At 35.4% G+C, this 12,744-nt stretch carries 9 protein-coding genes and 1 pseudogene; all 10 read right to left on the reverse strand.

All coding sequences use genetic code 11. From position 1 onward, the window contains the following. Window positions 1–299: 299 nt before the first annotated feature. The 10 genes and pseudogenes from folE to J7604_RS23885 all read right to left on the reverse strand — a co-directional run bounded on the left by folE (window position 300) and on the right by J7604_RS23885 (window position 12,653). Window positions 300–962 (reverse strand): GTP cyclohydrolase I FolE, encoded by a 663-nt coding sequence (gene folE / locus J7604_RS23845; RefSeq protein ID WP_293902018.1) that lies wholly within the window; start codon window positions 960–962, stop codon window positions 300–302. Window positions 963–966: 4 nt separating this feature from the next. After that, on the reverse strand, window positions 967–1,668 hold the full coding sequence (locus J7604_RS23850; protein WP_293902020.1) for a sigma-70 family RNA polymerase sigma factor: 702 nt from the start codon (window positions 1,666–1,668) through the stop codon (window positions 967–969). A 6-nt stretch (window positions 1,669–1,674) separates the two neighbouring features. Then, window positions 1,675–2,058: a hypothetical protein gene (locus tag J7604_RS23855; protein WP_293902023.1), complete on the reverse strand. Its 384-nt coding sequence runs from the start codon at window positions 2,056–2,058 to the stop codon at window positions 1,675–1,677. A gap of 152 nt (window positions 2,059–2,210) precedes the next feature. Then, window positions 2,211–2,390 (reverse strand): DUF6496 domain-containing protein, encoded by a 180-nt coding sequence (locus J7604_RS23860; RefSeq protein ID WP_293902026.1) that lies wholly within the window; start codon window positions 2,388–2,390, stop codon window positions 2,211–2,213. A 230-nt stretch (window positions 2,391–2,620) separates the two neighbouring features. Then, window positions 2,621–5,770 carry a T9SS type A sorting domain-containing protein gene (locus J7604_RS23865; RefSeq protein WP_293902029.1) on the reverse strand — a complete coding sequence of 1,050 codons (3,150 nt, stop codon included), beginning with the start codon at window positions 5,768–5,770 and terminating at the stop codon, window positions 2,621–2,623. Then, a complete protein-coding gene (locus J7604_RS23870; RefSeq protein ID WP_293902032.1) occupies window positions 5,767–6,342 on the reverse strand; it encodes a T9SS type A sorting domain-containing protein in 576 nt (191 codons plus the stop codon). Before J7604_RS23870 ends, J7604_RS23865 begins: the two co-directional genes overlap by 4 nt. A 30-nt stretch (window positions 6,343–6,372) precedes the next feature. Further along, window positions 6,373–6,543 (reverse strand): annotated as a pseudogene (locus J7604_RS27110) (hypothetical protein); the annotation flags it as partial. Further along, window positions 6,519–8,570 carry a hypothetical protein gene (locus tag J7604_RS23875; protein ID WP_293902035.1) on the reverse strand — a complete coding sequence of 684 codons (2,052 nt, stop codon included), beginning with the start codon at window positions 8,568–8,570 and terminating at the stop codon, window positions 6,519–6,521. The pseudogene J7604_RS27110 and the gene J7604_RS23875, both read right to left, overlap by 25 nt. Further along, window positions 8,545–8,862 carry a hypothetical protein gene (locus tag J7604_RS23880; RefSeq protein WP_293902038.1) on the reverse strand — a complete coding sequence of 106 codons (318 nt, stop codon included), beginning with the start codon at window positions 8,860–8,862 and terminating at the stop codon, window positions 8,545–8,547. Before J7604_RS23880 ends, J7604_RS23875 begins: the two co-directional genes overlap by 26 nt. Before the next feature lie 431 nt (window positions 8,863–9,293). After that, entirely contained in the window at window positions 9,294–12,653 is a 3,360-nt protein-coding gene (locus tag J7604_RS23885; protein ID WP_293902040.1) for a DEAD/DEAH box helicase, read from the reverse strand. Between the last annotated feature and the right edge of the window lie 91 nt (window positions 12,654–12,744).

Consider the following 12,744-nt stretch of genomic DNA (forward strand, 5'->3'; position numbering starts at 1 on the left):
GAATAAATTTTCATTAATAAATCCAGAGCCTAAACTACCCTATGCGGGCAAAATAACATTCTCTTCGGGGCTTTGCGAAAATTTTCAATGTAGAGGCACCAGCCCTTGATGGGCGGATTTGTTTCAACGTAGGTATAACCCTACCTTGAGAGATATGCAAAGAATATGCAGATTCAGAAGCTGAGGTGTTTCACAATTTCTACATGACGAAAGTAAAGATTACTTAAGCTGTACAATTCCACAAAGGATAAAGAAAGATTCGATTTAAAAGAACATATATGATCTTCAAAATTTAAATCTTATAACTTCCTAAGTAATCCTAAAAACTCTTCCTTTCTTTTTGCTTCCTGAAAAGCTCCTGAATAGTTTACAGTTATTGTGCTGCTTGAGGTATCCTGAACTCCTCTTGAGGAGACACAAAGATGTACTGCATCGACAATTACTGCGACGTCTTCGGATTGTAAAGCCTCTTTTAAGCCTTCTGCTATTTGATTGGTGAGACGCTCCTGGACCTGTGGGCGTTTTGCATAATGTTGTACCAACCGATTTATTTTAGAAAGACCAATTACCTTTCCATGAGAAATATATGCAACATGGACTTTACCAATTATAGGAACGAAATGATGTTCACAATAGGAATAAAGTGTTATATCCTTTTCAATCAGCATTTCATTATACTTATACTTATTGTCAAACAGTTTAATGCTCGGCTTATTGACAGGGTTTAATCCGCTGAAAACTTCTTTAACATACATTTTAGCTACTCTGTGCGGGGTTCCTTTTAAACTGTCATCTTCCAAGTCTAATCCTAATAGAAACATAATTTCTCTAAAGTGTTTCTCAATTAGTTTTATCTTGACCTCATCATCCATCTCAAAGGCGTCATCGCGCAATGGAGTGTCAATGGAAGTACCAATGTGTTCTTCTCCAATCATATCCGATATTTCAGTGGCCGTATTCATTCTTTTATAGTTTTATTTCCGTCGTTACTCTTTTGACCATGGCGTCGCAATAAACCAGGTTAAATTCAAAAATTTCGGATGGTGTGTACGATTTTTCAATTTCCTTTTTCAACATGCCCTTAGCTCTGTTGAGTCGGACTTTAACGTTTGATTCACTTATGCCTAATATGTCTGATGTTTCCGCTACATTCATTCCGTTTATTTCTCTTAAAGAGAAAACCATTCGATAATCAAGTGGTAACTGCTGCAAAGCATTTTCAATAACCAACCCCAACTCTTTGGTAAGGATGGTTTTATTCATATCTGCAGACTGTTCATCAGAAAACATAGGGGTATATTCTGTTTTTATTTCATCAGGGATTTCGTTTTTAAAACCTGATTTTTGTTTTTTCCTAAAGCAATTGTTAAGCATTATTTTGGTTATCCAGGTCTTGAAGGTTGCCCGGCTTTCAAACTTGGATAAATTGACATATGCATTTACAAATGTATCCTGCATGAGATCCTGAGTGTCCTCATGACTGTAGTTATATGCTCTGCCTGTTTTATACAGGTGAGCATTGTTTCTCCGGATAAGTATTTCAAATAATGCTACCTCTCCTGCCAGAATTTTTAGGATTATTTCTTCGTCAGAATATTGATCAAATTTCATTTTGTTACTACTATATTGAGTTTGAGCAATTGATTCATGTGCTGCTAAAATTGACATCTCTTATTACTGTTTAATGATAGAGGCGATTCTTGCCATGGAGAATGCTGCTATGGCCATTACCAGATCGCGCACAGCTACGTCAAAATATTGTCCGTCAGTGATCAGGGAAATAGCAATCAGTGTCAGCCAAGCTGCAACTATTAATCCTCCTAATTGTGGCTTTATCAGTACGATGACTCCTGCTATTATCTCAATTACTCCTACTATCATCATAAATACTTGAGGAGAAAATGGCATCGCGGGTTCGAGACTAGGGTTAAGATAATGTTCCCAATTGGTGAGAATATTTGTGAACTTGTCCAGGCCTGCGAGAATTGGCACAATGACAAAAGTGTATTTTAATAAATTAAATACAAATCTAAGTGAGTTTGGATTAGACGTTACCATTTTATTTATATTTTGAGTTATACTTCATTAGAGTAACTCAACAAGGAAATGGTTACAAAAAAGTTTTAGATAAGCTGAAAGCTAAAAGCTTAAAGCAGAAAGTTAAAGCAAATGAGGGTTTTCCATTATTGAAAGCCCTCATTTAAGAAATATTACTTCTTTTTTTCTGGAACTTTAGCTCCTTCTTTTCTTGCTTCAGAAAGACCGATTGCAATTGCTTGTTTTCTACTCTTTACAGGCTTTCTTGAACGTCCTGATTTGAGCTTCCCTTCTTTCATCTCTTCGATGCTCTCTTTGACTTTCTCCTGAGCTTTTTTGCTATATTTTGCCATACGTTTCTTATCGATTTTTCCTTATTAAATAACAAGGGAAATAGATTTATAGTTGGCTTTATGCTATTTTTAAGTGTTAAAAGGAGTTTAATTTATTACTTTAGATTTGGTGTTTAAATATATTGATAATCAACCTTTATTGATAAATAAAAAGTCCATTCGGGTGGGAATGGACTTTTAAAGAGTTTTAATTGGTAAGTCATAAGTGGTAATTAATTCATTAGCCCTGACTATTTAATTTTAAGTAATTTACCTGAACTTACAGAGCCATTTTCATCTTCAAGCAAGTAGAAGTAGTAACCATTGTTAAAATTCTCTGTAGGAAGTATTTTTTCTGACCCATCCAGGGTTGCACTCAATACTAGTTTTCCATAGATGTCTGAAACCTTTAAGTTATACCTTCCTGATGTATTTGAATTTGTATTTATTATCAGGTAATCTGAAAACGGATTAGGTGAAATAAAAAAGTTAGCTTTAAAAGTTTCTACTGTATTGGTGACATCCGGATTATAGTCTATCTCAATATCTTTTCCCAGAGTCAAATCTTCTCCACAGTTTTCTACTATCGTTTGTTCCAATTCATTTGTTATTACCGGACTATTGTAGTCAAAATATATGAGTGATTTATTTTTAATTACAGTGCCAGGAAGTATAGTTGCTTTGGGCTTTATTTTAAATGATATAAATCCATGGCTATTTTTTTCATCGCTGGTGCTATCTGGTAAATAAATATTATTAAAGAATAACTTCAATACAGCATTTCCCTTTCCCTGCAAATTCCATGTGTAGTTATGAGAACCTCCTGTCAGTGATAAGGTCTCTATATCCAGGCTTTTATCAAGTGTATCTTCAACTATTACATTATATGCAACGTCATTTCCTGTATTCTGAAACCTGATGGTATAGTTGATCCAATCAGTCGAAAAGATACCATGCCCCTGACCGCATCCTCTTGGCAAGACTGATTTGTCATTAGGGTCAAAGCTATCTCTCACTTCAAAGCATTTGGTACTTTGTTGAAATCCGCCTTCTTCAACCGATAGATCATTAACAAAATTTTTAGCTATACTACCATCTGTTAACTTTCCGCATCCTTCAAATGTACTTATCGCTTTTTCTTTTTCAGGATGAAATGGATTCTGATCAGCTTCTATTCTGATTGTTTTTCCGGAAGCAGGAATCTTTAGTGTTATTAATTTACCTGCTGAAATTTTCATTTGCTTTTTAAAAGCAAGCACTGAATTATAGAATATCCTGAGTTGCGTACTATCAGACATATCTCCCGTTCCCTGATTTAAAATCACTACTTGCAGAATTCCATTAGATAAACAGCTTGTTTTAATAATCAGATCTGATTTATCCCATTTCTGATAATTAATACAAGAATTTGAAGGGGAAATTTTTGCCTCCATACAATACGTTCTACCCCTTATAGTTTCATCACTACACATAATAGAATCATTGATAATGATAGCCCCTCCACCTCCTTGCGCAATAAGGCCTGTATGGAAGATTAAGGTTGTATCATTAACCCTGGTAAAAGGCATTGAAGAATTTTGTATTCTTAAAACAGAAGGGGTTGTTAATTTAATTGTAGCATCTTCAACATAGTCACTTCCTTCATTTGAATAGTGAATAAATGTTTGTCCTGGAAAACATCGCCTCATCCGGTCCTTTACCAGAGAGACATTTAGCAATGGACAAAAAATGCCTTTATTACCAAAATTATATCCCGAATACACTTTACCAGAACCTGTTAAGGAAACTGAAATACTTTGATTATTGGCTGGACAGCTTTGTTCTGCAACATAATCCAAATTAGCTTTAATTACTTGTCTTATCTTTAGATCACGACTGCCTTCATCAACAACTATTCTGAAGTTACCATTGATGTCTGTCATATCATAATAATCTCCAGGCTCTGCAACTATTATCCTACCAGATAAACCTCTTTCATTTTCGTCTTTATTGCAATTACCATTTTCATCTATAAAAACTTTTCCCTGGATATAATTATAGTTTATAGAAGTAGTGAAGTCATCTTTGATCAATAATAATGTTGCATCGCTTTCAAGGTTATTAAATGTTTTATTCCCAATTTTATAAACATCATCTCTCCTATTGCAGATTGCGATCAATCCTTTTTTATCTATATCAATCCCCCCTTTTCGTTCTGCAGTGAAATAATTCTCTGCCCATATAAAGTTACCTGACGGAGCAATTTTAGATACGAAGGCATTGGTAGCTCCTTGTGGTTCAGCAAAAAGTGTCTTATCCCCATAATTAAACAGATTGCCAAAACATCCAAAGATGAAGGCATTACTTAAATTATCCAGCTGAACACCATATGCCTGATCATCTCTTCCTACTTGTCCCCATGACTTTTGCCATATAGCAATCCCTTCTGCATCAAATCGGCTTGCAAAGATCTGGCTACTATTTTGTCCCAAAGAAGTTTGTCCTACCACCACAGTATTTCCAACGTTATCAGCACTTATATCCCAGGGGTAATAAAAGTCAGCCCTAAGTTCTTTAGCCCACAATGGTTTTCCATTAGAGTTGAGCTTTGTTAAGTAACTTCCTTCATCATCTTCCGGTTTGGATAATTCAATAGTTTCCAACTTCACATCTCTATAATACCTGCCAGTTATAAATACATTACCAAGTGAATCAAGGCAAATTCCTGAAGCATTTACATAACCACCATATGTATCTCCAGCCCCCACGGTTCCCCAAACTCCTGTTCTATCGGGAGTTAATTTGATGACGTAAAGACTTGCTGATGACGATTTTTGATTTCCGATTAATTCAATTCCATAATAGAAACTCCTCTGTTCAAAAGTGCCTGTCACATAAATATTGTTATTACTGTCATTGGTGATGGCAGTAATATTATTAGACTGAAGATTTCCCCAAATCATATTACCATTCTTATCAAGCTTGATAAAAGCATAGGGGCCAGATCCCGGGATGGGTACGTTTTCAATTTTAACATCACTACCTTGTATTTTTCCCACCATAATGATATTATCGTCAGAATCAACAGTCATACAGACAGGCTCATCATAATATATACTTTCATTTCCTCCTATATTTTTTGCCCAAAGGCAAATTCCCCTTTTATCAAATTTAGCTATATAGATATCTCCACTTCCATTGGCAGTCAATTTGATATCTCCAAACGTTGTAGATTCAAAAAAGTATCCTATCATTATAATATTTCCCTGACTGTCAAATGCAGGTTTATCAGCATATTCATATGATGGCCCTGTTGACGTTGTGCCCCATACGATACTTTGGGCATTACATTCCAGGCCTAATATTGTGCAGAAGATTAATAAGATAGTTAGAAAAAAATTACACATGTTTATTATCTTCATTCTATTATTAGAAACTTACCTGATTTTACAATCTCTCCATTTTCTTTCAGAAAATAATAATGAATACCTTTTTTGAATAATGATTTAGAAATTTCAGTCTTATTGGCATTTACTCTTTCATGGAAAATCAAATGTCCAGTTACGTCTAATATCTCAAGGTCAAGATCTTTATGTTGGTCTGTTTCAAAATAGACATTTTCAGTTGACGGATTAGGATAAACCATCAGAGCTTTCATTTCTTTTTTAGATGAGATATCAGTTGATACATCTTCAAATGTAATAAGATCGACTTGTGAAAAATCAGTTATGTATTCACTTTTTATAGTATGGAAAACTGTATTAGTTAATATGGGACTATTATAGTCAAAATAAATACCCGCCTGGTTTTGAATGACTGTTCCTTCCTGTACAGAGGGTTTAGCTTTTATTGAGAAATCAACAAATCCATTGCTCATTAGAGCATTGGTTGTGCTATCGGGCATATTGATTTCGTTGAATACAAATGTGAGAACCGGTTTTTTCTCACTTCTTATACTCCATTGAAATGGATGAGAAGCAGCTCCAACAGACAATGTAGAAAGGTCAAATGATTCATCTAGGGTATCCTTTAAAACTACAGTAAAAACAGTATCGGTACCTGTATTTTGAAAGTAAATTTTATAATTAAAAGTCTCACCTGGTTTAATTGCATTTTCACTTCCAACGCCTGTTGGTATTGCTTCTTTTAAATTAGGATCAAAACTACCTACTATCTCTGCACATGAAATAGATATTTCAGGACTTCATCATCTTGTGGCAGTGCATTCACAAGACCTTTGGTCACTTCACCTTCTGTACTTTTACATTTTTCCACTGTAAGAAATACATATTTAAGTTCAGGATGATTTTTCGTTTGATTTGCCTCTACTCTAAGTGTTCTACCTGTACCTGATACCAGAAAGCTTAAAATATCGGATGACTTGAGCTGAAGTTTAGAAGTATATATTACTTTATTATTGCTAAGGATCCTGTATTCTGTTGGTTCCTGCATATTTCCTGATCCTGTATTTCTTATAACAAATCTGACTAATCCGTTATCCAGGCATTGACTGGTTATTTCAAGATTAGATCTATCCCAGTCTGGGCTGGCGATTCTACAGGAAGATGATTTTGGAGTGATCACTGCTTTGATACATTCAGTTAATCCAAGTAGTTTCTCATTCCCACATACAACAGAATCAACTATATTAATTGATAATCTTTCTCCTGATTTAAGGACCGGAATTTTATACGTCACTAAACTATCATTTGCTGAGTTCCAGGAAATTGATGAAGAAACAGGTTTTACATTTTGAGGAAATAATACTTTTAATGTTAAATCGGAAGCATCTATACTCCCTGAATTTTCACATAAAACTGACAAATTGTTTGTAAAGCATCGTCTTAATCTTGCCTGGATTATACTGACAAAAACATCGGTGCATGGATTGGTCTTTATTCCAAAATTTCTATTGGCATAAACTTCTCCCATAGTAGTAGCTGATATTTTTAATTGCTTGTCAAAAGGGCAAAACGAATTGATAGTTGAGGAACCGAAATTATCTTTTAGTAATGCAAGCGTATAATCTCCAGGGGGAAGTACAAAATCATAATTACCCTGTGGATCTGTCAAAGCATAAAATGGGCCAGGCGTAGCCATTAACATTGCATTTCTGACACTTTTTTCATTATTGTCTTTCTTACAATCTGAGTTAAAATCATAAAATACATTTCCATTAATGATTGCGGAGCTACTCATATTTGGTGTATTGAGAAAAGGAACAGTCCTTCCAATTGCATTGTTTGGATTGCTGATAGTATCATAAGACATATAATATCCCCCGCATAAAAGTTTGTTATCTTTATCTACAGCAATACTTTTAATTACAAATGTTGAAGAAAATACCGGAATACGACCGGGATCTGCTATGGTCTTAGAAGATAAAAGTTCGTTGGTTTCAGCATCATGTGTTTCTATATATACCTGCCAACCTACAGTATAGTTGACAACCGGATTTCCGGCAGTATCCAGACATAAATTATCTCCTCCATTGTCATGATTTAATGTATTGGAATTTAATATGATGTCCCATGCCTTGTTTCCATCAGCGTTAAACTTCCCCAAAACTCTAGGAAATGGATCTGTACTGTTGCCATAAACGCCTCGATAACCCGTATAAAAAATATCACCATTTTTATTTACAGCAATATCAGTAATTCCTTCATCATTAGAAGTGCTGTAACTCATAAAAGACAAACAATATCCGTTTGGGTTGAACTTAATAATATATCCATCTGAACCGGTACCATAGTTACCCAAACTCCCACAATCGGATACATATCCGCAGTGTACTGATCCTGCTAAATAAAAATTATCGTATTGATCCACCGTAACAGCTCCGGCGTACTCTCCTGTACAAATAGATGATGGATTTGCTATATTTTTTGCCCAGAAAAAATTTCCTGATTGGTTTAATTTTGCAACAAAGGCACGTCCTGCCTCCTTACCTATATTCACACCATTGATAATTGTATTGTTAGCTATAGATCCACAGATAATAACATTTCCTTTACTATCTACGGCAATATCTCTGCCGCAATCAACAGACCATCCAAAACTACTTACAAGGAGAAAAGCATTTTGAGTGGGTGCTGCTCCTCCACCACCATTTACCCAAACTGTTTTCCCCTGAGAGGTAATTTTACATACAAATAAATCATTGCCTCCCCTTGATGGCCAGTTAATCTGACCTAATTTAAGCATAGAAGGTACCGGTGGCATAGATATCTCCTTTCTTATCAATGGCTAAACTTAATACTGCGCTTGGCCCTTCATCAGATGAAGAAGTTTTTAGCCAGACAATTTCTCCTGAGCTGGTTAATTTTGCTATGAATAGTCCTGTATAATTCTTGGAACCTACTAATTGATGGTTTTGCCATTTAACAGTATCTCTGAATACACCGACGACAAAAATATTACCATATTCATCCTGAATGATTTTATTAATGTTTAACGCGCCTGGGCCATCTGTTTTAGCATACCAATTGGTCTGCTGTGAAAAAAGATTACTCAAATTGAATACAAAGAAAAAAATGAAAATGAGAAAAGTTTTCATATATAAAATGACATAATTTATGACATTAAATTTAGTCATTTTAAATTTTATTAGGAAAATTTTAAGAGAGCATAGATTTAATTGAGTATAAAAAAATGAGAATTTAATAATACTAGAGCTCACTATTAGCCTTTCTTTTCAGAGACATAACTACAACTATGTAAATCTTTATTTTGGTCATGCTGAACTTGTGAAGCATCTGAGTTTGGAAAAAGAAGGAAACTGAAGCTATTCGGCAGGCGTTATTGAAATTGAAATTTCTTTATCTATCAGATCCTTCGAAGGCTCGGGATGACAGCAATTCTAATGATAGTGTAATAAAAAGGGGTAAGCTAACGGTCATATCCTTTTGGAGATGATTTTGAGAAGGGCAATGAGAACTAAATAATCTATTTAAACAAACTCAACAGTTCTTTTTTGGAAAGGGATTTTAAAATAGAGCTATCTGTCTTGACAAGGTCATTGACCAGTTCCTTCTTAGTCTGTTGCAATTTCATGATCTTCTCTTCAATGGTATTAGGGCAAATCAATCTAACAGCTACAACATTTTTTTTCTGACCTATTCTATAGCTTCTGTCAATGGCTTGATTTTCTACTGCAGGGTTCCACCATGGATCGACCAGATAAACATAATCAGCTTCTGTCAGATTTAAACCAGTACCTCCTGCTTTCAGACTTATCAGGAAAACTCTTACCTTATCATTTTCCTGAAATTCGTTGATTACAGAAGCTCGCTCTTTTGTTTGTCCTGTAAGATATGCATGAGGAATGCCTTTATCATCAAGTTTCTTTTTTATAAGATCAAGCATCGACACAAACTGAGAAAATAAGAGGATCTTATGCCCTTGATGCTTGTTCTCTATCTCCTCCATCAATACTTCTATTTTGGAAGAGTCTTCTCCATAGGCTTTGTTTTCGCTGATCAGTGCTGTGGAGTTACAAAGCTGTCTCAATCTGGTAAGTCCTTTCAGGAAGTGCATATTTTCCTTATTGAGTTCATCCTCGTTTCTGGAAGCTATAAAGTCACGCATATCCTGTTCATATGCATCGTATATACTTCTCTGGTTCTCTCCCATTTCGCAATAGAGTACCATTTCAGTCTTTTCAGGGAGTTCTTTTGCTACTTGCTTTTTCGTCCTTCTCAACAAAAATGGATTGATCTTTTGGCGAAGTTCCTTTGCCCTTCCACTATCTTCGAATTTGTCTATCGGCATAGAATAGTGCCCTTTAAACTGTTGCTTGTTGCCAAGTAATCCGGGACAGATAAAGGAAAATTGTCCAAATAGATCAAAAGTATTGTTCTCAACAGGTGTGCCTGTAAGAACCAGCTTATTTCTGGACTTGAGCAGACAGGCTGCTCGGTACCTTTGCGATTCAGGATTTTTAATAGCCTGAGATTCGTCGAGAATAATATAGTTGAAATTGTATTTCTTTAGAGTAGAAATATCTGATAATAATGTTCCATAAGTAGTGATAATAACTTCATAATTGTCAAAATCAGAAACTTCTTTTATTCTTCCTGCACCATGAAAAGTATATACATTTATTGAAGGAGCAAATTTTTCGATCTCCTGCTGCCAGTTAAATATCAGGGAGGCAGGAACTACAATGAGATTGGTATTACGAAGTTGTTTCTTCCTCTGCAGAAGTATAAACGTGATGATCTGAATAGTTTTTCCCAAACCCATGTCATCAGCAAGACAACCTCCGAATCCAAAGTCATCAAGAAAGTTGAGCCAGTTAAGGCCTTGTTTCTGGTATTCACGAAGACTGGCATTTAGCTCCTTTGGAATTTCTATATCTTTAATAGATTCAAAATGCTCAAATGCATTTCTGAATTTTTTTATTTGTTGCTGCGTCTCGTTTGTCAGAAGATGTTCTTCATACAGTTCTGCGATCTCATTAAAATTAGTTTTGGGCGTTTTCAGCATTCCTGCAACAAGATCTATATCGGCAGCATTGAAGTAAGCTGAAAATTTCTTGAGCCATTCAGCAGGTAGAATTCCAAGAGTACCGTTATCCAATTGAATGTAGCGGCTTTTATCTTTAACGGATTTCTGTAATTGCTTTAAAGAAACCTTCTGATCTCCGAACTTAATATCTATAATTGTCTCAAACCATTTGATACCACTGTTCACCTTTATGTTAATGGTAGCCTTGTTAGGGTTGTATTGAATGCTCTTTAATTCATTAAAACCTAATATAGTAATGCCATAGTTTTTCCATTCTTGAAACGCATCCAGAAACCAGTCGTTTTCTAGGAGCCTTTGTTTATGCAGGTAATAGCAATCGCCATTCACCTGTTCCTGGAAGAATGGATGTTGTCGTATTAAAAAAGAAATGAAACGGATTTCAGCTTCCTGATCTCTTTCCACCAGAAAGGTATTGCCATTCTGGTCCTTTGTATAGATCTGTCTTTGAGAAAGTATTGGTATTTCAACATTACCGTACTTCATCACTGGTGTTATGAGCACAAAATTTTCCGAATCGGAAAGGTAAATGATTTTTTCTGAAGGCGCTGTAAATCCTTGTTCTTCCAGTAAAGTGGGCGTTGCTTTCTTTATATGTGAATAGGTAATCCTGAATTTATTTTCCAATCCGGCTAACAGCGTTTGTTGAAAGGCATCAAACTTGGATGTATGGATCAGCACTTTGTGGTTTTGTTGTCTGAAGAAAGTGATAACTCGAGCAAGGTCTTCATCATGTATAAGATGCATGGTATCTCCTATCCTGATGAAATATCCGAATTTCATCTGAAGGCTCTTAAGATCATAGAGTTGGTCTTCAATGACAAGTTCTGCAGAAACTTCATGAAAGCGTTCTTTCAGATCAACAGAAAGCGCAAGCTCCATCCGTGAGCTTTTAAGCTTTACAGGAATAATAGATTGTGCAGATATTTTTTCAGAGATATTATTATCATGGAAAAAAGCCGGAAGCCCCAATGGATTTTGAACAACAGCTTTTAATCCTTCTATATCTGATTGAGATTTTGTTTCGGAATAATTATTCTGAAATCCTGCGATAGCAGCATAAAATTTCAGTACATCAACCTCTTGTGTTTTCCAGACAGAATCTGTAGAGTTGACGGAGATTAAAGGGTTTCGGACATTTCCATCTTTAGTAGATTCTGCTTCAAACAGTTCTATAACAAAGTGATCGTAATAACGATGTTTTCCAAAAACAAGAATTGTCTGCTTGTAGGAGGCAAAGTCTTTTTCAATTGGAATATCCTTCTTAGGCAGTACGTGTTCTTTAAAATATGCATCTGTTATTGCATTAACAGCAAACAATCCTTTCAACTTTGGTTTGACAGAAACAGATCTCCGGTCATATTCTATCTGAAAGAGTTCATAAGGATCCGGCTCATTTTCAAGTCCGTATTCACGGGCTGCTTCTTTTATTTTCTCATGTCTGAGTTTTTCATCAAAGAAGATCCGCAGGTTGGGGCGATCCATGATGTTGTATAAAATCTGAATCTGATGGCTGCAAAGTTTATCTCCCGGATACCCGCAGGTACAAGTAAACTTTAAAGAACTCCCCTCTTTTTTGACCGAAACTGTTGGTGAATCCCTGAGATTGGAAAGTGTTGTAAATGAGGTAAAATTGATATCTATTATCTCGGGCTGAATATCAAAGAAACCTCTGGAATCGGTAGCGACAAGCGTTGAGCTATGGGAAAAAAGCAGTCCTTTGTTTAGTGAAGCAAAGTTTATGTCCTCTATAATGTACTCATGTAACGGCTTGCTCATTTAAAGTCCTTTTCTATTCAAAATTAAGGGATTTTGATGGGAAGAGAAAGGAATTAGAGTTTTTGAAAAGAATAATTTCTACATAGAAAAA

The organism is Sporocytophaga sp., assembly GCF_017745095.1.
Lineage (GTDB): Bacteria > Bacteroidota > Bacteroidia > Cytophagales > Cytophagaceae > Sporocytophaga.

Bases quoted from the DNA above. Each gene is read 5' to 3' on its own strand.
- folE (WP_293902018.1), bottom strand. From the start codon at position 962: ATGAATACGGCCACTGAAATATCGGATATGATTGGAGAAGAACACATT.
- J7604_RS23850 (WP_293902020.1), bottom strand. From the start codon at position 1,668: ATGTCAATTTTAGCAGCACATGAATCAATTGCTCAAACTCAATATAGT.
- J7604_RS23860 (WP_293902026.1), bottom strand. From the start codon at position 2,390: ATGGCAAAATATAGCAAAAAAGCTCAGGAGAAAGTCAAAGAGAGCATC.
- J7604_RS23865 (WP_293902029.1), bottom strand. From the start codon at position 5,770: ATGAAGATAATAAACATGTGTAATTTTTTTCTAACTATCTTATTAATC.
- J7604_RS23885 (WP_293902040.1), bottom strand. From the start codon at position 12,653: ATGAGCAAGCCGTTACATGAGTACATTATAGAGGACATAAACTTTGCT.
- J7604_RS23875 (WP_293902035.1), bottom strand. From the start codon at position 8,570: ATGCCACCGGTACCTTCTATGCTTAAATTAGGTCAGATTAACTGGCCA.
- J7604_RS23855 (WP_293902023.1), bottom strand. From the start codon at position 2,058: ATGGTAACGTCTAATCCAAACTCACTTAGATTTGTATTTAATTTATTA.